Source organism: Mammaliicoccus sp. F-M27 (genome assembly GCF_022387115.1).
Classification (GTDB): Bacteria; Bacillota; Bacilli; order Staphylococcales; family Staphylococcaceae; genus Mammaliicoccus; species Mammaliicoccus vitulinus.
This window is the reverse complement of record NZ_JAJNIE010000002.1, coordinates 155,089-181,757: the sequence shown is the minus strand read 5'-3', so window position 1 is coordinate 181,757 and position 26,669 is coordinate 155,089. Positions and strand designations below refer to the sequence as shown.

The 26,669-nt window shown below is 33.6% G+C and carries 22 protein-coding genes; all 22 read left to right on the top strand.

Annotated features, from left to right (window positions below):
- Positions 1 to 409: 409 nt before the first annotated feature.
- The 22 genes from dprA to infB all read left to right on the top strand — a co-directional run bounded on the left by dprA (position 410) and on the right by infB (position 26,626).
- Complete coding sequence (dprA, locus tag LQ598_RS03245; RefSeq protein ID WP_103323026.1) at positions 410 to 1,294, top strand: DNA-processing protein DprA; 885 nt, start codon at positions 410 to 412, stop codon at positions 1,292 to 1,294.
- Between the two features lie 96 nt (positions 1,295 to 1,390).
- Positions 1,391 to 3,463, top strand: a complete 2,073-nt coding sequence (topA, locus tag LQ598_RS03240) for a type I DNA topoisomerase (RefSeq protein ID WP_107536699.1) — start codon at positions 1,391 to 1,393, stop codon at positions 3,461 to 3,463.
- A 185-nt stretch (positions 3,464 to 3,648) separates the two neighbouring features.
- Positions 3,649 to 4,950 (top strand): FADH(2)-oxidizing methylenetetrahydrofolate--tRNA-(uracil(54)-C(5))-methyltransferase TrmFO, encoded by a 1,302-nt coding sequence (gene trmFO, locus LQ598_RS03235; RefSeq protein ID WP_107536698.1) that lies wholly within the window; start codon positions 3,649 to 3,651, stop codon positions 4,948 to 4,950.
- A 62-nt stretch (positions 4,951 to 5,012) separates the two neighbouring features.
- Positions 5,013 to 5,894: a tyrosine recombinase XerC gene (gene xerC, locus LQ598_RS03230; RefSeq protein WP_107536697.1), complete on the top strand. Its 882-nt coding sequence runs from the start codon at positions 5,013 to 5,015 to the stop codon at positions 5,892 to 5,894.
- 13 nt (positions 5,895 to 5,907) lie between these two features.
- Positions 5,908 to 6,450, top strand: coding sequence for an ATP-dependent protease subunit HslV (gene hslV, locus LQ598_RS03225; protein ID WP_107536696.1), 543 nt, complete (start codon positions 5,908 to 5,910; stop codon positions 6,448 to 6,450).
- 36 nt (positions 6,451 to 6,486) lie between these two features.
- Positions 6,487 to 7,869 (top strand): ATP-dependent protease ATPase subunit HslU, encoded by a 1,383-nt coding sequence (hslU, locus tag LQ598_RS03220; protein WP_371868268.1) that lies wholly within the window; start codon positions 6,487 to 6,489, stop codon positions 7,867 to 7,869.
- A gap of 18 nt (positions 7,870 to 7,887) precedes the next feature.
- Positions 7,888 to 8,661: a GTP-sensing pleiotropic transcriptional regulator CodY gene (gene codY / locus LQ598_RS03215; RefSeq protein WP_107536695.1), complete on the top strand. Its 774-nt coding sequence runs from the start codon at positions 7,888 to 7,890 to the stop codon at positions 8,659 to 8,661.
- Positions 8,662 to 8,817: 156 nt separating this feature from the next.
- Complete coding sequence (gene rpsB, locus LQ598_RS03210) at positions 8,818 to 9,594, top strand: 30S ribosomal protein S2 (protein WP_016910758.1); 777 nt, start codon at positions 8,818 to 8,820, stop codon at positions 9,592 to 9,594.
- 92 nt (positions 9,595 to 9,686) lie between these two features.
- Positions 9,687 to 10,574 carry a translation elongation factor Ts gene (tsf, locus tag LQ598_RS03205; RefSeq protein ID WP_182475362.1) on the top strand — a complete coding sequence of 296 codons (888 nt, stop codon included), beginning with the start codon at positions 9,687 to 9,689 and terminating at the stop codon, positions 10,572 to 10,574.
- Positions 10,575 to 10,658: 84 nt separating this feature from the next.
- Positions 10,659 to 11,381: a UMP kinase gene (pyrH, locus tag LQ598_RS03200; RefSeq protein WP_016910760.1), complete on the top strand. Its 723-nt coding sequence runs from the start codon at positions 10,659 to 10,661 to the stop codon at positions 11,379 to 11,381.
- Positions 11,382 to 11,398: 17 nt separating this feature from the next.
- On the top strand, positions 11,399 to 11,953 hold the full coding sequence (gene frr, locus LQ598_RS03195; protein ID WP_016910761.1) for a ribosome recycling factor: 555 nt from the start codon (positions 11,399 to 11,401) through the stop codon (positions 11,951 to 11,953).
- 140 nt (positions 11,954 to 12,093) lie between these two features.
- The gene (locus tag LQ598_RS03190; RefSeq protein WP_016910762.1) at positions 12,094 to 12,846 is read left to right on the top strand and encodes an isoprenyl transferase; all 753 of its coding nucleotides are present in this window, start codon (positions 12,094 to 12,096) and stop codon (positions 12,844 to 12,846) included.
- Between the two features lie 11 nt (positions 12,847 to 12,857).
- The gene (locus LQ598_RS03185; protein WP_016910763.1) at positions 12,858 to 13,640 is read left to right on the top strand and encodes a phosphatidate cytidylyltransferase; all 783 of its coding nucleotides are present in this window, start codon (positions 12,858 to 12,860) and stop codon (positions 13,638 to 13,640) included.
- 15 nt (positions 13,641 to 13,655) lie between these two features.
- The gene (dxr, locus tag LQ598_RS03180) at positions 13,656 to 14,786 is read left to right on the top strand and encodes a 1-deoxy-D-xylulose-5-phosphate reductoisomerase (RefSeq protein WP_016910764.1); all 1,131 of its coding nucleotides are present in this window, start codon (positions 13,656 to 13,658) and stop codon (positions 14,784 to 14,786) included.
- Between the two features lie 2 nt (positions 14,787 to 14,788).
- Positions 14,789 to 16,075 carry an RIP metalloprotease RseP gene (gene rseP, locus LQ598_RS03175; RefSeq protein ID WP_016910765.1) on the top strand — a complete coding sequence of 429 codons (1,287 nt, stop codon included), beginning with the start codon at positions 14,789 to 14,791 and terminating at the stop codon, positions 16,073 to 16,075.
- 17 nt (positions 16,076 to 16,092) lie between these two features.
- Complete coding sequence (locus LQ598_RS03170) at positions 16,093 to 17,796, top strand: proline--tRNA ligase (RefSeq protein ID WP_107536694.1); 1,704 nt, start codon at positions 16,093 to 16,095, stop codon at positions 17,794 to 17,796.
- 103 nt (positions 17,797 to 17,899) lie between these two features.
- Entirely contained in the window at positions 17,900 to 22,216 is a 4,317-nt protein-coding gene (locus tag LQ598_RS03165) for a PolC-type DNA polymerase III (RefSeq protein ID WP_182475363.1), read from the top strand.
- A gap of 121 nt (positions 22,217 to 22,337) precedes the next feature.
- Positions 22,338 to 22,805, top strand: a complete 468-nt coding sequence (gene rimP / locus LQ598_RS03160; protein ID WP_016910767.1) for a ribosome maturation factor RimP — start codon at positions 22,338 to 22,340, stop codon at positions 22,803 to 22,805.
- 18 nt (positions 22,806 to 22,823) lie between these two features.
- Positions 22,824 to 23,891 (top strand): transcription termination factor NusA, encoded by a 1,068-nt coding sequence (nusA, locus tag LQ598_RS03155; protein WP_016910768.1) that lies wholly within the window; start codon positions 22,824 to 22,826, stop codon positions 23,889 to 23,891.
- A gap of 17 nt (positions 23,892 to 23,908) precedes the next feature.
- Positions 23,909 to 24,193, top strand: coding sequence for an RNase P modulator RnpM (gene rnpM, locus LQ598_RS03150; RefSeq protein ID WP_016910769.1), 285 nt, complete (start codon positions 23,909 to 23,911; stop codon positions 24,191 to 24,193).
- Positions 24,190 to 24,516, top strand: a complete 327-nt coding sequence (locus LQ598_RS03145; RefSeq protein ID WP_078356157.1) for a ribosomal L7Ae/L30e/S12e/Gadd45 family protein — start codon at positions 24,190 to 24,192, stop codon at positions 24,514 to 24,516. The genes rnpM and LQ598_RS03145 overlap by 4 nt, the downstream gene beginning before the upstream one ends.
- 4 nt (positions 24,517 to 24,520) lie before the next feature.
- The gene (infB, locus tag LQ598_RS03140; protein ID WP_016910771.1) at positions 24,521 to 26,626 is read left to right on the top strand and encodes a translation initiation factor IF-2; all 2,106 of its coding nucleotides are present in this window, start codon (positions 24,521 to 24,523) and stop codon (positions 26,624 to 26,626) included.
- Positions 26,627 to 26,669 lie beyond the last annotated feature (43 nt).

The window sequence follows — 26,669 nt, the reverse complement described above, 5'->3', positions numbered from 1 at the left end:
ATTTGTTAGTGGTTTTTTATAGACTAAATTACATTTATGCTTTATAATAATTGTAAAATATTTACAATTAAGAGCGAGAGATATACTGCAACTCTTAATTTTTTCCAAAAGAACCTCAAATTCAACACCTTTAAAACCTCTTATTAAATCAAAATCACATAAACTTCTAAAATAATCCCAATTCAATCCAAATAAGATATTAATTTGTATAAATGACATATAAAGAACAGTCATATTATTTGAAGAAAGTACAATATAATAATGAAGAAATTAGTACGAATTATGTTTATTGCGCATCAGAAAAATTAAAAGCATTCGTTACTGCCCTTTATATTCATAACATCTACAACAAGTCATTTATCATGCTTATTTATCACCGAAAATCTACACTATAAGGGAGTGTATTTTAATGAATCATTATCAACAAACTGTATTAAGGCTAGTCTATGCGGGTTATACGACAAATCACATGCATAAAATGTTAAGGTATGATCAAACATTACATTTTGTCGATTCTCGTAATGAATTTCTTGAGTTTATCTATAAAAGTGGATTTAATTATAACAATATGGTAGAAATGTATAGTAAATATGAATGTAGTGATATTGATAAAATTCTTGCAGCATTACATCATAGAAATATAAAACTTTTATTTAGCGATGATGAAGCTTATCCAAGGCTTTTAAAGGAAATTTATGATTTTCCTTTAGCTTTATTTGGTATTGGTGATTTGTCAATATTGAATAATGAGAGAAAATTGGCTATAGTCGGTTCAAGGAAGGCTACAACGTATTCTGAACAAATTTGTCATGCGATCATACCAAAGCTTATAAATGAAAATATAGTTGTTGTTTCAGGTATGGCTATGGGCGCTGATTATTTTGCACATTTAAAAACGATAGAGCATGGTGGTTTAACGATTGGTGTGGCTGCTTTTGGACTAGATTACCATTACCCTAAAGCTACGAGATATATCAATGAATTAATGAGGGAAAATCATCTTGTCATATCAGAATATTATCCAACTACTAAAGTACAAAAGTGGCATTTTCCTGAAAGAAATCGGCTTATTAGCGGATTATCTCAAGGTGTTCTTGTTACAGAAGCTGATGAACGTAGTGGCTCTTTAATTACAATTGATTTAGCTTTGGAACAAAATCGAAATGTTTATTGTTGTCCTGGGACAATTTTTCAAACGTTAAGTAAGGGTGGAAATAAAAGAATTAAAGAAGGTGCAAAGCTTGTGCAAAACGCGCAAGATATTATAGAGGATTATGATACAGTTAGTATGTGAAAAAAGAATTTTATAAAATGTTTTAATTGACAAAGCTGAATTTGTCGGTTTATCATTTACACTTGTAATCAATAGAATAAGCAAGGGGGACTTACTTTGGCAGAAAATCTTGTCATAGTTGAATCGCCTGCAAAAGCTAAAACCATTGAAAAATATTTAGGAAAAAAATATAAAGTCGTTGCTTCTATGGGGCATGTAAGAGATTTACCTCGTAGTCAAATGGGCGTTGATGTTGAAAATAATTATGAACCTAGATATATAACTATTCGTGGAAAAGGACCAGTCGTTAAAGATTTAAAACGTTATGCTAAAAAAGCAACAAACGTTTATCTTGCAAGTGACCCAGACCGCGAAGGCGAAGCAATTGCGTGGCATTTAGCACATATATTAGATATAGATAAAACTAAAAAAACAAGAGTAGTATTTAATGAAATTACAAAAGATGCAGTGAAAGATAGTTTTAAGCATCCTAGAGAAATTGAACATGAGTTAGTAGATGCTCAACAGGCACGTCGTATATTAGATAGACTAGTCGGATATAACATTTCTCCTGTTTTATGGAAAAAAGTTAAAAAAGGCTTATCAGCAGGACGTGTTCAATCAGTAGCGTTAAGGTTAGTTATAGACCGTGAAAATGAAATTAATGATTTTAAACCAGAAGAATACTGGACAATTGAAGGTTTGTTTAAACATAAAACGAAATCATTCAATGCGAAGTTTTTACATGAAAAAAGCAAGCCAGTTAAATTGAAAACAGAGAATGATGTGCAAAAAATAACAACACAATTAGACGGAGACAAATTTGAGGTTACTCAAGTTACCAAAAAAGAAAAACTTAGACATCCGGCTAAATCATTTACAACTTCTTCATTACAACAAGAAGCTTCTCGTAAGTTGAACTTTAAAGCGAGAAAAACAATGATGCTTGCACAACAATTATACGAAGGTATTGATTTAAAAAGACAAGGTACAGTCGGTTTAATTACTTATATGAGAACAGACTCTACTCGTATTGCAGATAGTGCTAAAGCTGAAGCAGCAACGTTTATTGAAAATCAATATGGTAAAGAATATTTATCGAAAGCTAAAGAAGCAAAAGGTAAACAAGGTGCACAAGATGCCCATGAAGCCGTTAGACCAACTAGTGTTGATCGTACACCGGATCAAATGAAAGCATTTTTATCTAGAGATCAATATCGTTTATATAAACTGATTTGGGAACGTTTCATGGCGAGTCAAATGGCTCCAGCAATCGCAGACACAGTTGCGGCTGATATCACTCAAGGTGATTTGAAATTTAGAGCAAATGGTCAAACAATCAAATTTAAAGGTTTCATGAAAGTTTATGTTGAAGCTAAAGATGATACAGATGAAGAAAAAGAAGGTAAATTGCCTCCTTTAGAAGAAGGTGACGTTGTCACTGCAGAAAAAATTGATCCAAAGCAACACTATACGCAACCACCTCCACGATATACTGAGGCGCGTTTAGTTAAGACTTTAGAAGAACTTAAAATTGGTAGACCATCAACTTATGCACCAACAATCGATACAATTCAAAAAAGAAACTATGTAAAAGTGGACCAAAAGAGATTTGTACCTACTGAATTAGGTGAAATCGTACATGAGTCTGTTAAAGAATATTTCCCTGAAATTATAGATGTTGATTTTACAGTTAACATGGAAACACTGTTAGATAGAGTTGCTGATGGTGAAATTGAGTGGAAAAAAGTAATAGACATGTTTTATGAGAATTTCAAAATCGATGTAGCAAGAGCAGAAGAAGAAATGGAAAAAATTGAAATTAAAGATGAACCAGCTGGTGAAGACTGTGAACTATGTGGTTCGCCAATGGTTTATAAAATGGGCCGATATGGTAAGTTTATGGCTTGTTCAAACTTCCCTGACTGTAGAAATACAAAAGCTATCATTAAAACAATTGGTGTTAAGTGTCCTAAATGTAAAGAAGGCGAAGTTGTAGAACGTAAATCTAAGAAAAATAGAATTTTCTATGGTTGTTCACAATATCCTGAATGTGATTACACATCATGGGATAAACCGTTAGATCGTTCTTGTCCGAAATGTGAGACTGTACTAGTTGAACGTAAAAAAGGAAAATCTGCTCAAGTTATATGTCCAAATTGTGATTATAAAGAGCAAGAACAAAAATAAAAATATAAAGTGCAAAAAGTTATTTTAGTAGATAACTTTTTGCACTTGTTTTTTGATTTCATGATTTAAAAGTAAAACGTCACTAATTTTTAAAAATTAACATCACTTTATCATTTGATTAAATTCAGATTTGTTATACAATTCAATGTGGAGTGAAATTTGGAAAAGTTAAGGAGGCATATTAAATGACTTCAATTAATGTTATAGGTGCTGGATTAGCAGGATCCGAAGCGGCGTATCAAATAGCCAAGAGAGGATTACATGTTAATTTATATGAAATGAGACCGGTTAAACAAACGCCAGCACACCATACAGATAAATTTGCTGAGCTCGTATGTTCGAATTCTTTAAGAGGAGATCAGTTAACAAATGCAGTAGGTGTTTTAAAAGAAGAAATGAGACAACTTGATTCACTCATTATTCGAGCTGCAGATAATGCTCGTGTTCCTGCGGGAGGGGCACTTGCAGTAGATAGACATGATTTTGCGGGATATATTACGGACACTTTAAAGAATCATCCAAATATAACAGTGAAAAATGAAGAAATTACTGAAATACCAGATGGACCTACAATTATAGCGACTGGTCCATTAACAACAGAAAGTTTAACTAAGCAAATAATGGATATAACTGGTGAAGAGCAATTATACTTTTATGATGCAGCAGCACCAATTATTGAAAAAGAATCCATAAATATGGATAAAGTATATTTAAAATCACGTTATGATAAAGGTGATGCAGCATATTTGAACTGTCCTATGACTGAAGAAGAATTCAATACATTTTATGATGCTTTAATTAAAGCAGAAGTTGTGCCTTTAAAAGAATTCGAAAAAGAGATTTATTTTGAAGGGTGTATGCCATTTGAAGTAATGGCTGAAAGAGGGAAGAAAACGTTATTATTCGGACCAATGAAGCCTGTAGGTTTAGAAGATCCGAAAACTGGTGAAAGACCATATGCAGTTGTTCAATTACGACAAGATGATGCGGCGGGCACTTTATATAATATTGTTGGGTTCCAAACGCATTTAAAATGGGGTGCTCAAAAAGAAGTGATTTCACTTATCCCTGGTCTAGAAAATGTTGATATTGTTCGTTATGGTGTTATGCATAGAAACACATTTATCAATTCACCAAATGCATTAAAAGAAACGTATCAATTAAAATCAAGAGATGATTTATTTTTTGCTGGCCAAATGACAGGTGTTGAAGGCTATGTAGAAAGTGCTGCTAGTGGTTTAATTGCTGGTATAAATGCGAGTAAATTAGTTTCTGGTTTAGAACCTATCGTATTCCCTAGAGAAACGATTATTGGAAGTATGGCTTATTATATAACACATGCCAATCATAAAAATTTCCAACCAATGAATGCTAACTTTGGATTAGTACCTACATTAGAAAAACGAATTAAAGATAAAAAAGAACGATTTGAGAAACTAGCAAATCGTGCACTTAAACACTTAAATTCATTTAAAGTCATGTTATAGTAAATTATTTTAAGATTTATTAGAATTGTGATACAATTCAGATAAATTGGGAGGAATGAGTAATGGTACATACAGTTGAGCAGCAATTTGTTGATATGTTAACGTATGAAAAACATTTTTCCACCCATACATTAAATGCATATCAACTTGATTTAAATGAATTTAATGCATTTTTACAATCAGAACATTTATCTTTAGAATCCTTTGAATATAAAGATGCAAGAAGATACCTTGCGTTTTTGTATGATAAAGGACATAAGCGAACAAGTGTATCACGCAAAATTTCGACATTAAGATCTTTATATCAATATTGGATGAGCATAGATGGTGATATTCAAAATCCATTTATTCAACTTGTTCATCCTAAAAAAGAACATCATTTACCGAGTTTTTTCTATGAAGAAGAGATGGAAAAATTATTTGAAACGCTAGACGATGGTAAGCGAACGAATATTCGAGATCGCGTTATTTTGGAGTTGCTTTATGCAACAGGCATACGTGTTTCAGAATTAGTTCATATAAAAATGAATGATATAGATTTAACTTACTCATTTGTTAAAGTTTTAGGTAAAGGTAATAAAGAGAGGATTGTTCCTTTTGGAGAATATTGCCAAAGTGCTATAACGGATTATATCGAAAGCTTCAGAAGTCAATTGAAAATAGACCATGACTATTTAATTGTAAATATGAGAGGTCAACCGATCACAGAACGTGGTGTACGTTATGCACTAAATGAGATAGTAAAGAGAACTCAAGGGGTATATCATATTCATCCCCATAAATTGAGACATACATTTGCTACTCATTTATTGAATCAAGGTGCTGATTTGAGAAGTGTTCAAAGTTTATTAGGACATGAAAGTTTATCAACAACAAGTCAATATACACACGTAACAAAAGATCAGTTAAGAAAAGTATATTTATCCGCACATCCACGTGCGTAAAGGAGAATTGATAATGAGTTCATCATTACACGCAACAACAATATTTGCTATAAAACATAATGGCCATTCTGCAATGGCGGGTGATGGCCAAGTTACACTAGGTGAACAAGTCATCATGAAACAAACAGCTAGAAAAGTGAGAAGACTTTATCATGATAAAGTTATAGCTGGTTTTGCTGGTAGCGTTGCAGACGCGTTCACATTATTTGAAAAATTTGAAGTTAAATTACAAGAATATAGTGGTAATTTGACGAGAGCTGCCGTAGAACTTGCTCAAGAATGGCGTGGAGATAAAATGTTACGTCAACTTGAAGCGATGTTAATTGTTATGAATGAAGCGGATTTACTCGTTATAAGTGGTACAGGTGAAGTTATTGAACCAGACGATGGTATAATTGCGATTGGTTCTGGTGGTAATTATGCATTGAGTGCTGGAAGAGCGCTTAAGTCATATGCACCACATTTATCAGCTAAAGAGATAGCGGAAGCTTCATTGAATACTGCTGCAGATATTTGTGTGTTCACAAATCACGAAATAAAAGTTGAAGAAATATAAATGGAGGGTTCAAGGTTGTCACAAAATCAATTAAAAATGACACCGCATGACATTGTTGATCGATTAAATGATCATATTATCGGTCAGCAAGATGCTAAACGTAAAGTAGCTATTGCACTTAGAAACCGATATAGAAGAAGTCAATTAGATGATCAACTTAGAAATGAAATTATTCCTAAAAATATTCTTATGATTGGACCTACAGGTGTCGGTAAGACTGAAATAGCTAGAAGAATGGCGAAATTAGTAGGTGCACCTTTTGTTAAAGTAGAAGCGACAAAATTCACAGAAGTTGGATATGTAGGTAGAGATGTTGAAAGTATGATTCGTGACTTAGTTGAAGTAGGTCGTCGAATCGTAAAGGAAGAAAAGAAAAAATTTGTGCATGATGACGCGAGTCAGAAAGCAAATGAAAAGTTAGTTAAATTGTTAGTCCCAAGTATGAAGAAAAAAGCTCAAAGCAATGGGAATAACCCATTAGAGTCTTTATTTGGAGGTCAATTCCCAAACTTTAACCAACAGGATGAAGTGGAAGAATCACCGACTGAAGAAATTAAAACAAAACGTGAAGATATTAAGAAACAATTAATGAATGGTGAGCTAGAAGAAGAAATCGTTAAAATTAAAGTAGAACAAGAGCAACAATCATTAGGTATGATGGGCATGGAAAACAATCCTCAAATGCAAGATATGTTGAGTCAAATGATGCCGAAGAAAAAACTAGAACGAAGCCTTCCAGTCAAAACTGCAAGAAAAATTTTGACAGATCAAATAGCAAATGAATTAATTGATCAAGAGTCTGTAAACGAAGAAGCGATACAACTTACAGAACAAATGGGTATGGTATTTATCGATGAAATAGATAAAATAGCTGCTAGTAATAGTAACAGTGGACAAGATGTTTCACGTCAAGGTGTTCAAAGAGATATTCTTCCAATTGTAGAAGGCAGTGTTGTACAAACTAAATATGGTTCTATTAACACTGAGCACATTTTATTTATCGGTGCAGGTGCATTCCATATGTCTAAGCCAAGCGACTTGATTCCTGAATTACAAGGAAGATTTCCAATTCGTGTTGAATTAGATAGTTTAACAACTGAAGATTTTGTCAAAATATTAAAAGAACCAAAACAATCACTTCTTGATCAATATAAAGCACTCCTTGAAACTGAAATGGTCACAATTAACTTTACTGACGAAGCTATCAATAGATTAGCTGAAATCGCATTTCAAGTGAATCAAGAAACAGACAATATTGGTGCGAGAAGGCTGCATACTATACTTGAAAAAATGCTTGAAGACCTTTCATTCGAAGCTTCAAATATGCCAAATGCAGTAGTGGACATTACACCAGAATACGTTAATCAAAAATTAGAATCAATTGCTACAAATAAAGATTTAAGTGCGTTTATTTTATAAAAAAAGGAGAACAATTAAATGAGTTTATTAACAAAGACGAGAGAACTAAATACATTACTACAAAAACATAAAGGTATAGCTGTAGACTTTAAAGATATGGCGAAAACAATCAGTGATGTAACTGTAACGAACGTATTCATAGTGTCAAGAAGAGGTAAAATTTTAGGTTCAAGCTTAAACGAATTATTGAGTAACGACCGAATTATTAAAATGCTAGAAGACAGACATATTCCAAGAGAATATACAGATCAATTAATGCATGTTCAACAAACTCAATCTAACATTAGTATTGAGGATATTTTAACTGTATTTCCACCAGAAAATAAAGAGTTATTCGTAGATAGCCGAACGACAATTTTCCCAATATTAGGTGGCGGTGAACGTTTAGGAACGCTAGTAGTAGGTCGTGTTACTCAAGATTTCAATGATAATGATCTTGTATTAGGTGAATATGCAGCAACTGTAATTGGCATGGAAATTTTAAGAGAAAAACATAATGAAATTGAACAAGAAGCTAGAGATAAAGCGGCTATTACAATGGCTATTAACTCACTTTCTTATTCAGAGAGAGAAGCGATCGAACATATTTTCGAAGAACTTGGTGCATCAGAAGGTTTATTAGTAGCATCTAAAGTTGCTGATAGAGTTGGTATTACTAGATCTGTAATTGTAAATGCATTAAGAAAATTAGAAAGTGCTGGCGTTATCGAATCTCGTTCTTTAGGTATGAAAGGAACATTCATTAGAATTAAAAAAGAACGTTTCCTAGAAGAATTAGGTTTAAATAAATAAAATACTTGATGAACGTTATAAGATATGTTATATTAAACAACGGCTATAAAAGCCAAATTCACACATAATCACTAAAATTATAGAGTGGTGCAACATACTTTGTTGTTTCTATAATGAGTGTTTATGGCGGAATAAAACCAATTAGGAGGAATTATCATGGCAGTTATCTCAATGAAACAATTGCTTGAAGCAGGTGTTCACTTCGGTCACCAAACACGCCGTTGGAACCCAAAAATGAAAAGATATATTTTCACAGAAAGAAACGGTATCTATATTATCGACTTACAAAAAACAGTTAAGAAAGTTGACGAAGCATACAACTTTATTAAATCTGTTTCTGAAGAAGGCGGTAAAGTATTATTCGTAGGTACTAAAAAACAAGCACAAGAGTCAGTTAAAGAAGAAGCTGAACGTGCTGGACACTACTACATTAACCAAAGATGGTTAGGTGGTACATTAACTAACTACAAAACAATTTCTAAACGTGTAAAACGTATTTCTGAAATCGAAAAAATGGAAGAAGACGGCACATTTGATGTGTTACCTAAAAAAGAAGTTGTAGAACTTAAAAAAGAATACAACCGTTTAATCAAATTCTTAGGCGGTATTCGTGATATGAAATCAATGCCTCAAGCATTATTCGTAGTTGACCCTCGTAAAGAGCGTAACGCGATTGCTGAAGCACGTAAATTACACATTCCAATCGTTGGTATTGTTGATACAAACTGTGATCCAGATGAAATCGATTATGTTATCCCTGCAAACGATGATGCTATTCGTGCTGTTAAATTGTTAACTGGTAAAATGGCTGACGCTATTTTAGAAGGTCAACAAGGCGTTTCAAATGAAGATGTAGCTGCAGAGCAAAACATCGACTTAAAAGAAACAGAACAAGCACCTAAAGAAGAATCAACTGAAACTACTGAAGCATAATTTCAAAAAGGTGATAAGGTTCTATAACTTATCACCTTTTTTTAGAAAGATTTACTTTGAGAACTTATTATTTATATAAATGGAGGAATTAAATTATGGCTATTTCAGCTAAACTTGTTAAAGAATTACGTGAAAAAACTGGCGCAGGTATGATGGACTGTAAAAAAGCTTTAACAGAAACTGATGGTGACATCGATAAAGCGGTAGATTTCTTACGTGAAAATGGTATTGCTAAAGCTGCTAAAAAAGCAGACCGTATTGCTGCAGAAGGAACAACTTTTGTTGCTTCTAATGGTAACGATGCAGTTATTCTTGAATTAAACTCAGAAACAGATTTCGTTGCTCGTAACGAAGGTTTCCAAAACTTAGTTAAAGAAATGGCTGATCATATTCTTGAAGTTAAACCAGCTAACGTTGAAGAATTAAGCGCTTCTAAATTAGCAAATGGTCAAACTGTTGATGAAAAAATGAACGAATCAATTTCTACAATTGGTGAAAAATTAACGTTACGTAGATTCACTTTAAAAACTAAAACAGATAATGATTCATTCGGTGAGTACTTACACATGGGTGGACGTATCGGTGTATTAACTGTTGTTGAAGGATCAACTAATGTTGAAGCTGCTAAAGATGTTGCTATGCACATTGCTGCTTTAAATCCTAAATTTGTTTCTCGTGACCAAGTTTCTGAAGAAGAATTAGCTCACGAAAAAGAAGTTCTTAAACAACAAGCTTTAAATGAAGGTAAACCTGAAAATATCGTTGAAAAAATGGTTGAAGGTAGAATGCGTAAATATTTAGAAGAAATCTGTGCTGTAGATCAAGCATTCGTTAAAAATCCAGACCAAACTGTTGCTGAATTCTTAAAAACAGAAGGTGGCGTGCTTGTAGATTTCGTTCGTTACGAAGTTGGGGAAGGTATCGAGAAACGTTCTGATAACTTTGCTGATGAAGTAAAAGGACAAATGAAAGGCAACTAAGTTTGCTTTTTAGAAAGAAGACACGTCTAGTGTCTTCTTTCGTTATATATAAAGACCTAATTATGAGCATAGAGAGGGATTAAGATGACTAAAAATTCTAAATATAAACGTGTCGTTCTAAAACTAAGTGGTGAGGCTTTAGCTGGAGATTCAGGCTTTGGTATCAATCCAGTTGTGATCAAAAGTATTGCACAACAAGTGTCAGAAGTAGCACAAATGGACTGTGAAGTTGCAGTGATCGTTGGTGGCGGAAACATATGGAGAGGTAAAACAGGAAGCGATTTAGGAATGGATCGTGGAACGGCAGATTATATGGGCATGTTAGCCACAGTAATGAATGCTTTAGCATTACAAGATAGTTTAGAACAATTAGAATGTGATACGCGTGTATTAACTTCTATTGAAATGAAACAAGTAGCTGAACCATATATTAGAAGACGTGCGATTCGTCACTTAGAGAAAAAGAGAGTGGTTATATTTGCAGCAGGAATTGGCAATCCATATTTCTCTACAGATACAACTGCAGCTTTAAGAGCAGCTGAAGTTGAAGCTGATGTTATCTTAATGGGTAAAAACAACGTAGATGGCGTATACTCTGCTGACCCTAAATTAGATCCTAATGCAGAAAAATACGAAAGATTAACTTATATTCAAATGTTACAAGAGGGATTACAAGTAATGGATTCAACTGCTTCATCATTCTGTATGGACAATGATATCCCACTTGTTGTATTCTCAATTATGGAAGAAGGAAATATTAAACGTGCTGTACAAGGTGAAGAAATTGGTACAGTTATTACAAAATAAACACGAGGTGTGATTCCATGGCAGATGTTATTCATGAAACAAAATCAAGAATGAACAAAACAATTGAAAGTTTTAGTAGAGATTTAGCTGCAATAAGAACTGGACATGCAAATGCGAATCTTTTAGAAAGAGTCAATGTTGAATATTATGGTGTTCCAACTCCTATTCAACAGTTAGCTGGTATTTCAGTACCAGAAGCTCGACTACTTGTCGTACAACCATATGATAAATCTTCAGTAGAAAATGTTCTTAAAGCGATCAACGCAGCAAATCTTGGCGTTAATCCTACTAGTGATGGAACGGTTATTAGAATTGCTGTACCTGCATTAACAGAAGAGCGCAGAAAAGAATTAGTAAAAGAAGCTAAAAAAGAAGCTGAAAATGCTAAAGTTGCAATTCGTAACGTTCGTCGTGATTCAAATGAAGATTTGAAGAAACAAGAAAAGAACGGCGATATTTCTGAAGATGACTTGAGAAATCAAACAGAGCAAGTACAAAAAATTACGGATGATTTCATCAAAAAGATTGATGATTTAACTGTACAAAAAGAAAACGATATATTGGAAGTTTAAAGATAAGAACTGTACCAAATCAGACTTTGGTATGGTTTTTTTCTTTATGTACACAGAATCGTTCTTTTTGTGATAAAATGTATTACGATATGTTTAATAAATTATACATATAAATTCGCGTTTGTTTGATGGAGGACGCTATGATAAAAAAGTTTATAAAGCAAAAACAACAAATAAATAATCAAGACATTGAATTAACAGTCCCTGAACATATAGCAATCATTATGGATGGTAATGGTAGATGGGCAAAGAATAGAAAAATGCCTCGTATTAAAGGACATTATGAAGGTATGCAAACGGTAAAAAAAATCACACGTAAAGCAAATGATTTAGGTGTGAAATATTTGACTTTATATGCATTTTCTACGGAAAACTGGTCTCGTCCAGAAGATGAAGTGAAATATTTAATGAAATTACCTGTTGATTTCCTTAAAACGTTCTTGCCAGAACTCATAGAAAAAAATGTTAAAGTTACGACTATTGGTTTTACGGAAGCTTTGCCGAAGCATACTAAAAATGCTATTGAAGAAGCTATCGAAAAAACTAAAGATAATACTGGATTAAATCTTGTATTTGCATTGAATTATGGTGGAAGAGCCGAAATTCTTAATGCAGTTAAAGAACTTTATCATGAAGTAGAAAAAGGGCATTTATCTATTGATGAAGTATGTGAAGATAATTTGAAAAAGCATTTATTTACTTCTGAAATACCAGATCCCGAATTGCTTATACGTACATCAGGTGAAGAAAGATTGAGTAATTTTTTAATATGGCAATCATCTTATAGTGAGTTTATATTCACTAAAACATTGTGGCCAGATTTTGATGAACAATCTTTAATAGACTGTTTAAAAATTTACCAGTCGAGACAACGTAGATTTGGTGGGCTATAAAGGAGATAAAAATGAAGACGAGAACAATATCTGCAATTGTTGCAATGGCTGTATTTCTTCCGATTGTTATATATGGTGGACTACCAGTTATCGCATTAGCATATCTACTTGGTATAATTGCATTAAAAGAAATTTTAAATATGAATAATTTATCAATTATTTCTATACCAGGTTTTTTATCTACTGTTTCACTATGCATTATTTTATTACCTCAAGAACTGATTAATTATGATATACGTATACAATTACAATTATTAATCATTATGAGTTTCTTAATGCTGAGTTACACAGTTATGTCTAAAAACAGATTTAATTTTATGGATGCATCTTTTTGCGTGATGTCAGTTACATATATTGGTATAGGATTTATGTACTTTTACGAAACGAGAGAACATGGCTTACAATTTATCTTGTTTGCACTATTATTAGTTTGGTTGACTGATACAGGTGCATATATATTTGGTAGATTATTTGGAAAGCACAAATTATGGCCGCTTATCAGTCCTAATAAGACTATAGAAGGCTTCATTGGCGGTATTTTCTCGAGCTTAATAGTAGCAGTTATTTTTGGACAATCTTTTGATATGGATGTATCATTATGGTTATTAATTCCTTTAACTATGTTATTAAGTATGTTTGGTCAATTAGGTGACCTTGTAGAATCAGGACTAAAAAGACATTTTGGTGTGAAAGATTCGGGGAATATTATGCCAGGACACGGTGGTATACTGGATAGATTTGATAGTTTTATCTTTGTATTACCATTATTAAATCTATTCCTATTTCAATTGTAAATTGGGGTGCAATCTATGAAAAATATAGCTATTTTGGGAGCAAGTGGTTCTGTAGGACAACAAGCTTTAGATGTAATTAGAGAACATGCTTCACAGTTTAATTTGGTGGCATTTTCTGTTGGCAAAAATATCGCATATGCTCAAAATATAATAGAAGAATTCCGTCCAGAACTTGTATCCGTACAACGTGAGGAAGATATGGAAAAGCTCAAACATTTAGATGTAGAACTCGTGCATGGAGAAATGGGTTTGCTGTCAGTAGCGACATATCACAAGACGGATTTACTATTGAATTCTATATTAGGCAGTATTGGATTGCGACCTACAATGTCTGCAATTGATGCAGGTATAGATATTGGTTTAGCGAATAAAGAAACATTAGTAGCAGCTGGTGAACTTGTCATGGCAAAAGCAAAAGAGAAAAACGTTAAAATTTTGCCGGTAGATTCTGAACACTCTGCTATATTTCAATGTTTAAACGGAGAACATCAACAAGATATCAATAAGCTGATCATCACTGCAAGTGGAGGCTCGTTTAGAGACTTAACACGAGCAGATTTGAAAAATGTAACACTTGAAGATGCGTTAAATCACCCTAATTGGTCAATGGGTCAAAAAATAACTATTGATTCTGCAACGATGATGAATAAAGGTTTAGAAGTTATTGAAGCAAAATGGCTATTTGATTTAGATATTAATCAAATTGAAACAGTATTACATAAAGAAAGTATTATTCATTCTATGGTTGAATTTAAGGATACGAGTGTAATTGCCCAGTTAGGTACTCCGGATATGAGAACACCGATACAGTATGCATTTACATACCCAAAAAGAGCTACAAGAGATGCTGAAAAATTAAATTTAGCTCAAATAGGTCAATTGAATTTTGAAGAAATGGATTTTAGCCGCTTTAAATGTATACAGTTTGCTTATGATGCAATTAAAATTGGAGGTACAATGCCTGTTGTTTTAAATGCTGTTAATGAAGTAGCTGTGCACAAATTTCTAAATAATGAAATATCATTTTTAGCAATTGAAGATATGATTGAGGAAGCAATGAAAGAGCATGAAGTTATAGAGCATCCAGATTTAGATACAATTCTAAAAGTTGATGCAGCTTATAAATCTAAGGATTACGGGGTGTAAGCGTGATTTATACAATTTTAGCATTTATATTTGTATTCGGTCTGTTAGTTACTGTGCATGAATACGGACATATGTTTTTTGCAAAAAGAGCAGGAATTATGTGTCCTGAATTTGCGATAGGTATGGGGCCGAAAATTTATTCATATAAGAAAAATGAAACATTATATACGATAAGATTATTGCCGGTTGGTGGATATGTCAGAATGGCTGGGGATGGTTTAGAACAAAATCCATTGTCACCTGGTATGCATATTGCGATAAAATTGAATGATCAAAATGAAATCACTCATGTTATTATGGATGATCAACACAAATTCCAGCAAATTGAACATTTAGAAATTAAAGATAGTGATTTTGAAAAAGATATTTATATTGAAGGTATTACTGCAAGTGATGAAGAAAGACATCATTATAAATTAGCAAGAGAGGCTTATTTTGTTCAAGGTGGAGATTTAATTCAAATTGCACCAAAAGATAGACAACTAATGTCTAAAAAGCCTTATCAAAGATTCCTTACTTTGTTTGCAGGTCCTTTGTTTAACTTTATACTTGCACTCGTTATTTTTGTAGGATTAGCATACTGGAATGGCGTACCTACGGATGAACCAGTATTTGGAGATTTAGAAGATGGTGCACCTGCTCAAACTGTTGGTATTAAAAAAGGTGATGAAATTAAATCAGTTGATGGTAAAAAGATAAATGAATTTACTGATTTGCAACCTATTTTTAAAGAAAAGAAAACAGAACCAGTTGAAATTAAAGTAGACCGCGATGGTCAAGAGAAGACTTTCAAAGTAGCGGCTAAGAAAGATAGACAAGAAGTAAGTAAAGGTGAATTTGAAACAAGATATATCATTGGTGTTGCACAACCGACAGAACATACTGTATTTGGGCCTTTATTAGCGGGTATAGAGAAAACGATCGTCGCAGGTCAATTAATCTTCCAAGCTGTGCTAGGACTCATCGGTAGTATATTTACGGGTGGATTCTCTTTTGATATGTTGAATGGGCCAGTTGGCATCTATAGTAATGTCGATACGGTCGTTAAACAAGGTTTTGAAACATTAATGGGCTTTACTGCATTGTTAAGTGTGAATTTAGGTATTATGAATTTATTACCAATTCCTGCATTAGACGGCGGTAGACTATTATTTGTAATTTATGAAATGATATTTAGAAAACCAATTAATAAAAAAGCCGAAATGGTTATGCTTTCCATCGGCGCAGTATTTTTAATATTTGTAATGATTATGGTTACATGGAATGATATTCAGCGATACTTCATGTAATTTATAGGAGGAAACTAATGAAACAGTCTAAAATATTTATACCAACATTAAGAGAAGTTCCAGCAGAAGCGGAAGCGATTAGTCATAAACTTCTATTAAAGTCAGGTATGATTAAACAAAATGCACGTGGTATTTATAGTTATTTACCAACTGCTAAGCGTGTACTTAATAAAATTGAGCAAATCGTTCGTGAAGAAATGGAAAACATCGATGGTGTAGAAGTATTAATGCCTGTATTACAACAAGCAGAATTATGGAAAGAATCAGGCAGATGGGATGCTTATGGTCCAGAATTGATGAGATTAAAAGATCGTAACAAGCGTGAATTTAGTCTTGGACCTACGCATGAAGAAGTCGTTACTTCTCTCGTACGTGATGAATTAAAATCTTACAAACGTTTACCTATTACATTATTCCAAATTCAAACTAAATTTAGAGATGAGCAACGCCCAAGATTTGGACTATTACGTGGTCGTGAATTTATTATGAAAGATGCGTATTCATTCCATGCAGATGAATCTTCATTAGATGATACTTATAATGATATGTATCATGCATACCATAAAATTTTCACAAGAGTTGGATTAAACTTCAGACCTGTATTAGCTGATTCAGGTGCTATCGGTGGCGATCATACGCATGAATTTATGGCACTAGCAGAAATCGGTGAAGATACGATTGTTTATAGTGAAACAAGTGATTTTGCTGCAAACATTGAAAAAGCAGAAGTTGCTTACACGCCAAACCATGATCATACACCTGTAAAAGAATTAGAAAAAGTTGAAACACCTAATATTAAAACAGCTCAAGCTTTAGCTGATTTCTTAAATGTTAGCTTAGATAAAATTATTAAATCTATGATTGTTAAAGTTGAAGATGAATATGTCATGATATTAATTAGAGGACATCATGAAGTAAATGATGTGAAGTTGAAATCATATTTCAAAACTGAAAATATCGAAATGGCGAGTGAGAATGAAATTGAAAACATTTTAGGTGCAAAACCAGGTAGTCTAGGGCCAGTAAATGTGAATCAAATAAAAATATATGCAGATAATTTTGTTCAAGATATTAACAATTTAGCTGTCGGAGCAAATGAAAATGACTTCCACTATTTAAATGCTAACGTAGATAGAGATTTTAATATTGAAGCTTACGGTGATTTCAGGTTTATTCTTGAAGATGAAGAACTGCCTAATGATTTAGGTAAAGCGAAATTTGCTGAAGGTATTGAAGTTGGACAAGTATTTAAACTTGGAACAAAATACTCTGAAAGTATGGATGCAACATTCTTAGATGAACAAGGTAAAGCGAAGCCACTCATTATGGGTTGCTATGGTGTTGGTATTTCAAGAACATTATCAGCAGTGATAGAACAACATCACGATGAAAAAGGTATTATTTGGCCAAAATCTATTGCACCTTATGAAGTGCATTTAATCGCGATTAACCCTAAGAAAGATGAACAAAAAGAACTTGCTGAACAACTTTATGGGCAATTGAAAAATCAATATGATGTATTATATGATGATCGTAAAGAAAGTGCAGGTGTTAAATTTAACGATGCTGATTTAATCGGCTTACCAGTACGTGTTATGGTTGGTAAAAAAGCTGGTGAAGGTATCGTTGAAGTTAAACGTCGTGATAATTCAGAGAGTCAAGAAGTACATATTGATGAATTAAATGATGTACTAGCATCGTTTTATAATGCAGTGAAATAGACTGATAAAAACAACTGAATCTGATATAATATAAGATATTTAAAGAGGCTATTTTAAGATTAGCCTCTTTTTCATTTTGACGAAGGTGGTCGTATAAGTGTCAATGACAGGGAAAGAGAAATTCCAAACGCTTCTCACACAGATGAACATTACAAATGAACTTGATAGCAGTATTGTTGAACATGGTGAATTATCACGAATCGATGTATCACAATCAAAAAGATTGTGGCATTTCTACATAAAATTACCACAATACTTATCAAGCGAAATGTATCTTGTCTTTACGAATCAACTGAAGTCTGCATTTCAAAGTATTGCAGAAGTTGATTGGACAATTGAAGTGACGAATAAAGAACAGATAGATGAGCATGTACTAAAATATATGCCTCATTGTATTGATGGCACAGAACTAAGTGATAAAGTAAAACATCAATTGAAACAAAAACCGATAATTTTTGCAGAAGATGTCGTGAAAGTTCAAGTTAATAATGATATTGAACGCGACTATTTCGATAAACGTGTAAATGGCTCATTAGTTAAAGCATTACAAAAATGTGGATTTCAAATTAATCGTGTTGTTTTTGAAACGATGGATAACGAAGAGCAAATGAAGAGAGAACTCGAATCATTTGAAGCACATATACAACAAGAAGATGAAGAAGCTGCACGAATTGCATCAGAAAAAATGGAACGTATGAAGAAAGAAAAAGCTGAATCTGGGGATAGTGAAAATGCAGTTTCACGATGCCAAATTGGGAAAGACATTCAAGTTGATTCCATCCGTAAAATTGAAGAAATTATCGAAGAAGAGTACAAAGTTGCACTTGAAGGTGTTATTTTTGATATCGAAATGAAAGAATTAAAGAGTGGCAGACATATTGTTACACTTAAAATTACAGATTATACGGATTCTCTTATTCTTAAAATGTTCACTAGAAAAGGTAAAGATGACTTAGAACATTTCAAAGCTTTAAAAGTCGGTACGTGGGTTAGAGCACAAGGTCGAATTGAGCAAGATCAATTTATTCGCGATTTAGTCATGATGATGACTGATATCCATGAAATTAAGAAAGCTCCGAAACTAGATAAAGCGCCTGACAAACGAGTAGAATTTCATTTACATACTTCAATGAGCCAAATGGATGGTATAAGTCATATAAGTAAGTATGTTGAACAAGCTGCTAAGTGGGGTCATAAAGCGATCGCAATAACGGACCATAATGGTGTACAAGGTTTCCCAGACGCACATGCCGCAGCTATGAAAAACGATATTAAAATGATTTATGGTATGGAAGGTATGTTAGTGGATGACGGTGTCCCAATAGCATATAAACCTCAAGATATTCTGCTTAAGACTGCTACATATATCGTGTTTGACGTGGAAACAACGGGTCTTTCAAGTCAATATGATCAAATTATAGAATTAGCAGCTGTAAAAGTGAAAAACGGAGAAGTTATTGATACGTTTGAACGTTTCTCAGATCCAGGAGAACGTTTATCTGAAACAATTAAGAACTTAACTGGAATCACTGATGAAATGCTACAAGGTCAACCAGATATTAAAACAGTCTTAACTGATTTTCATGAATGGGTTGGAGATGCGATATATATCGCGCACAATGCGTCATTTGATATGGGCTTTATAGATACAGGATTTGAAAGAATAGGAATTGGTGCTACTACAAATGCTGTAATAGATACATTAGAATTATCACGTACAGTTAATACTGAATACGGCAAGCACGGATTGAACTTTTTAGCTAAAAAATATGGAGTCGAACTTACTCAACATCATAGAGCGATATATGATGCTGAAACAACAGCGCATATCTTTATAAAAATGTTAAAACAGTTAGAAGAATTAGGTGTTCATAATCATAACCAAATTAACGAACGCTTAACGAACGATGAAGCATATAAACGTGCGAGACCTTCTCATGTTACGTTAATTGTTCAAAATCAAGTAGGTTTAAAAAATCTATTTAAAATTGTAAGTGCTTCTTTAGTAGATTACTTTTATCGTACGCCACGTATACCGCGTTCGTTGTTAAATAAACATCGAGAAGGTATTTTAGTAGGTAGTGCGTGTGACGAAGGTGAAGTATTTACAACTGTTATGCAAAAAGACCAAGATGAAGTTGAGAAGGTTGCTCAATATTATGACTATATTGAAGTTCAACCGAAAAGTTTATATCAAGATTTAGTTGATAGAGAACTGATTAAAGATAATGAAACGATGGAAGAGATATATTCTCGTATATTAAGTGTTGGTGAAAAACTTGATATTCCTGTTATAGCAACTGGTAATGCCCATTATTTAAATGAGCATGATGCTGTATCTCGAAAAATATTAATAGCAGCACAGCCAGGTAACCCACTTAATAGACAAACGTTACCGAAAGCGCATTTTAGAACAACAGATGAAATGTTAGATGAATTCCACTTCTTAGGTGAAGAAAAAGCATATGAAATCGTTGTGAAAAATACAAATGAACTTGCTGATCGTTTAGAAACAGTTGTACCTATTAGAGATGAACTTTATACGCCTAATATGGAAGGTGCAAATGAAGAAATTCGTGAAATGAGCTATGATAATGCTCGAAAATTATACGGTGAAGAACTACCTCAAATCGTTATTGATCGATTGGAAAAAGAACTTGAAAGTATTATCGGTAACGGATTTGCAGTTATTTATTTAATATCTCAAAGACTGGTTAAGAAATCTCTTAATGACGGATACTTAGTAGGTTCACGTGGGTCGGTCGGATCGAGTTTCGTTGCAACAATGACGGAAATTACGGAGGTCAATCCATTACCACCACATTATATTTGTCCATCTTGTAAAGAAAGTCACTTCTTTGATGATGGTTCAGTAAGTTCAGGATTTGATTTACCAGACAAGCAATGTGAAAAATGTCATGTAGATATGATTAAAGAAGGCCAAGATATTCCGTTCGAAACGTTCTTAGGATTCAAAGGGGATAAAGTCCCGGATATTGACTTGAACTTTAGTGGAGAGTATCAACCGATAGCACATAACTATACGAAAGAACTTTTCGGTGAAGATAAAGTTTTTAGAGCAGGTACAATAGGTACAGTCGCTGAAAAAACAGCATTCGGTTATGTGAAAGGCTATTTAAATGATCAAGGTATCCATAAACGAGCAGCTGAAGTTGATAGATTAGTAAAAGGTTGTTCAGGCGTTAAAAGAACAACTGGGCAACACCCGGGTGGTATTATCGTTGTCCCTGATTACATGGATATTTATGATTTCACACCGATACAATTTCCTGCAGACGACCAAAAATCAGCATGGAAGACAACGCATTTTGATTTCCATTCGATTCACGATAATATCCTGAAACTAGATATACTTGGACACGATGATCCTACAATGATTAGAATGTTGCAAGACTTATCAGGAATTGATCCGAAGACAATACCAGTAGATGATAAAGAAACAATGAAAATATTTAGTACACCAGAATCTTTAGGTGTTACAGAAGAAGATATTCTTTGTAAGACTGGAACATTCGGCGTGCCAGAATTTGGTACAGGTTTTGTAAGGCAAATGCTTGAAGATACAAAACCAACGACGTTCTCAGAGCTGGTTCAAATTTCTGGATTATCACACGGTACTGATGTTTGGTTAGGAAATGCACAAGAATTAATTAAAACAGGTACGTGTGATTTATCGAGTGTTATTGGTTGTCGTGATGATATTATGGTTTATTTAATGTATAACGGCTTAGAACCTTCACTTGCCTTTAAAATTATGGAAGCGGTACGTAAAGGTAAAGGATTAACAGATGAGTTTGAAGAAGCAATGAAAGAAAATAATGTGCCAGATTGGTACTTAGACTCATGTAAGAAAATTAAATATATGTTCCCTAAAGCCCATGCTGCAGCTTATGTATTAATGGCCTTAAGAATTGCATATTTTAAAGTTCATTATCCATTGTATTATTACGCAAGTTACTTTACAGTACGTGCAACTGACTTTGATTTAAAGACAATGACTAAAGATAAAGAATCCATTAAATCAACTATTAAAAATGATTATTACAGCAGATTCCATGAATTAGCTAAAAAAGAAAAAGATGTATTAACAGTTTTAGAAATTGCTAATGAAATGGCTCATCGTGGCTTTAAAATACAACCGGTTAGTATAGAGAAAAGTGACTCATTCGAATTCAAAATCGAAGGTGACACGTTGATACCACCGTTTATTTCAGTTCCTGGCCTAGGTGAAAACGTTGCAAAACGTATCGTAGAAACGAGAGAAGAAGGACCTTTCTTAGCTAAAGAAGATCTTAATAAAAAAGCAGGTGTTTCACAAAAAGTCATCGAATACTTGGATGAACTTGGTTCACTTCCAAATATGCCTGATAAAGCACAGCTTTCTATTTTTGATTTGTAACGTATATCCTTGAGCATAGCGCCATTATATGATATACTATTATTGCTTAAAATAATACTCTGACGTTAAAAGAGTGGGACATTTCCCGCTCTTTTCTGTTTGTATTAAGAGGGAGGTCATTATGAGTAAAGTTGCAGCACACGTTGAGGAAATCATTCAACCAATACTTGAAACATTAAATTATGAACTAGTAGATGTGGAATATGTTAAAGAGGGATCAGACTATTATCTACGTATTGCAATTGATAAAGACGGTGGCGTTGATTTAAACGACTGCGCAATTGCTTCTGAAAAGATAAGTGAAGTTATGGACAAAGAAGATCCTATTAAAGAGCCGTATTTCATGGATGTATCATCTCCTGGGGCAGAACGTCCATTAAAAAAAGAAAAAGATTATCTAAATGCAATTGATCAACCTGTATTCATCTCATTATATGAACCTGTTGAAGGGGATAAAGAATGGTTAGGTACTTTAAAAGAAGTTACTGAAGAATCAATTACGCTCGAAGTGAAAATTAAAACAAGAACTAAAAATGTCACGTTGCCTCGCGAAAAAATAGCAAAAGCACGTCGATCAGTAATGTTATAATATAAAGGAGGATACATTGTGAAAGGTAATGAATTATTACTTGCAATTGAATACCTTGAGAAGGAAAAAAGAATACCACGTGAGGTATTAATTGATGCAATTGAAGCGGCATTAATTACTGCTTATAAGAAGAACTATGACAGCGCCAAAAACGTTAGAATTGAACTAAATCTTGACGAAGGTACTTATAGAGTTATCTCAAGAAAAGATGTTGTCGAAGATGTGGAAGATTATAGAGATCAAGTTGCACTAGACACAGCGCTTTTAACGAATCCTGCATACGAAATTGGTGATGTCTTTGAAGAAGATGTTACGCCTAAAGATTTTGGTCGTGTTGGTGCACAAGCTGCAAAACAAGCTGTCATGCAGCGTTTGAGAGATGCTGAACGAGGTATTCTTTACGATGAATTTATCGATAAAGAAGATGACATCGTAACAGGTGTTATTGACCGTGTCGATCATCGTTATGTATATGTTAACTTAGGACGTACTGAAGCCGTGCTTTCTGAAGCTGAAAGAAGTCCAAATGAACAATACTTACCTAATGAACGCATTAAAGTTTATGTAAATAAAGTTGAGCAAACTACTAAAGGACCTCAAATCTTTGTTTCACGTACACATCCAGGTCTATTAAAGCGTTTATTTGAACAAGAAGTACCAGAAATTTATGACGGTACAGTTATTGTAAAATCAGTAGCGCGTGAAGCTGGAGACCGCTCTAAAATAAGTGTTACTTCTGAGAATGGCGATATCGATGCAGTAGGTGCTTGTGTTGGTGCTAAAGGTGTTCGTGTAGAAGCTGTTGTTAATGAATTAGGCGGAGAAAAAATCGACATTGTTGAATGGGATGAAGATCCTAAAGTATTTGTAAGAAATGCGTTAAGCCCTTCACAAGTTGTAGAAGTCATTGTAGATGAACAAAATCAATCAACTACAGTAGTTGTACCTGATTATCAATTGTCATTAGCAATCGGTAAACGTGGACAAAATGCTCGTCTTGCAGCAAAATTAACTGGTTGGAAAATTGACATAAAATCAGAAAGTGATGCAAGAGAAGCTGGCATTATTTCAACTGAAGAATCATAAAGTGAGGTGCTTTTATCGTGAAAAAGAAAAAGATACCAATGCGTAAATGTATACTTTCAAATGAAATGAAACCAAAAAATGATATGATTCGAGTCGTTAAAAATAAAGAAGGCGAAATTAAAGCTGACGCAACTGGTAAAGCACCAGGACGTGGCGCTTATGTTTCTAAAGATTTAGATGTTGTTGAAACTGCTCAACAACAAGGAAAATTAGAACGTTATTTCGCTAGTGATAAAGATACACTTGAACCAGTATATAAAGAAATTATTCGTTTAATATATCGTGAGCGTATACCTAAATGAGTATAGATAAGAAAGACCAAATTTTGAACCTTCTCGGTCTAGCGACAAGGGCTAGAAAGATTAAAACAGGGGAAGAAATTGTAATAAGTGAAATGAGAAGAGGCAACGTGAAACTTGTCATACTATCAGAAGATGCTGCAGCAAATGTTACAAAAACAATAAAAAATAAATGTGCAACTTATCATGTAACACTTTTAACTTTTGCTACACGCTTTGAATTAGGCTACGCAATTGGAAAAGAAAGCAGAGTGGTGTTGGGCATAACTGACATTGGGTTTAGTAAGAAACTAAAAACAATGATTCATGATTTTCATGAGGAGTGAGTATATGAGTAAAAAAAGAATATATGAGTATGCAAAAGAAATCAATTTAAAGAGTAAAGACATAATTGATGAATTAAAGAAGAATAATATAGAAGTATCAAATCACATGCAAGCATTAGAGGAGAACGACATTAAAATTTTGGATAAAACATTTAAAAAACAAGAAACTGCTAAAAAAGAGCAAACGACTACTCAAGCAAATACAAACAAACCGAATACAAATAAACCAAATACAAACAAACCGAATAATAAGCCTAACAATAACCAACAAAAAAATAATAAAAATAAGAAGCAAAATAATAAAAAGCAAAACAACCAACAACAACAACCTAAAGAAGTAGTTCAAGAGACACCATCTTTAATTACTTATGAAGAAGGTATTACAGTTGGTGAATTAGCTGATAAAATTAATAAAGATGCGTCTGAAATTATTAAAAAATTATTCTTACTTGGTGTAGTAGCTAATATAAACCAAGGATTAGATACAGAAACTGTTGAATTGATTTGTGCAGATTATGATATTGAATCAGAGTTAGAAGTTCATGTTGATGCAATGGACTTAGAAAATTACTTTGATGTAGAAGACGAAAATGATGAAAGCTTAATTGAAAGACCAGCAGTTGTTACAATCATGGGACACGTTGACCATGGTAAAACAACATTATTAGACTCAATCCGTAATACGCGTGTAACGGCTGGAGAAGCTGGTGGTATTACACAACATATTGGTGCATACCAAATTGAAAACAACAATAAAAAAATCACATTCCTAGATACACCAGGGCATGCTGCATTTACAACAATGAGAGCACGTGGCGCTCAAGTAACAGATATTACAATACTTGTAGTAGCTGCTGATGATGGTGTTATGCCTCAAACAATTGAAGCAATAAACCACGCTAAAGCTGCAGAAGTACCAATTATTGTTGCTGTAAACAAAGTTGATAAACCAACTGCAAACCCTGATCGTGTCATGCAAGAATTAGGTGAACATGGTTTATACCCTGAAGATTGGGGTGGCGACACTATCTTCGTACAACTATCAGCAATTCAAGGTGATGGTATCGACGATTTACTAGAAATGATCGGACTTGTTTCTGAAATCGAAGAATTAAAAGCTAAACCTGACCGCGCAGCAGTTGGTACAGTGATTGAAGCTGAGTTAGATAAATCACGTGGACCAGCCGCTTCTCTATTAGTACAAAATGGTACTTTAGAAGTTGGAGATTCATTAGTAGTAGGTAATACTTATGGACGTGTACGTGCTATGGTAAGTGATTTAGGTAAACGAATTAAATCAGCTGGTCCATCTACACCTGTTGAAATCACAGGTTTACATGATGTACCTCAAGCCGGAGATCGTTTTGTAGTATTTAAAAATGAAAAACAAGCACGTCAAATCGGTGAAAAACGTCAACAAGATAACATCTTAAAACAACGTCAAGATAGTAAGAGTGTTTCATTAGATAACTTGTTCGAACAAATGAAACAAGGTGAAATGAAAGACTTAAACATTATCATTAAAGGTGATGTACAAGGTTCAGTAGAAGCTTTAGCAGCGTCATTAATGAAAATTGATGTTGAAGGTGTTAACGTACGTATTATTCATACAGCAGTTGGTGCTATTAACGCATCAGACGTTACACTTGCAGCAGCATCAAACGGTATTATTATCGGATTTAATGTAAGACCAGATGCAGGTGCTAAACGTGCCGCTGAAGAAGAAAACGTAGATATGAGATTACACCGTATTATCTATAAAGTAATCGAAGAAATTGAATCTGCAATGAAAGGATTATTAGATCCTGAATATGAAGAAAAAGTAATTGGACAAGCAGAAGTACGTCAAACATTCAAAGTATCTAAAGTAGGTACTATTGCAGGTAGTTACGTAACTGAAGGTAAAATTACGAGAGATTCAAGAGTTCGTATTATACGTGATGGCATCGTTATCTTTGAAGGTGAATTAGATACATTAAAACGCTTCAAAGATGATGCTAAAGAAGTAGCAACAGGATACGAATGTGGTATCACAATCGAGAAATTCAACGATATTAAAGAAGGCGACATCTTTGAAGCTTTCAAAATGGTTGAAATTGAAAGAAAATAAATTCGCATGATTGAGCAACTTAGCAAAGTTGAAAGAAATCAGA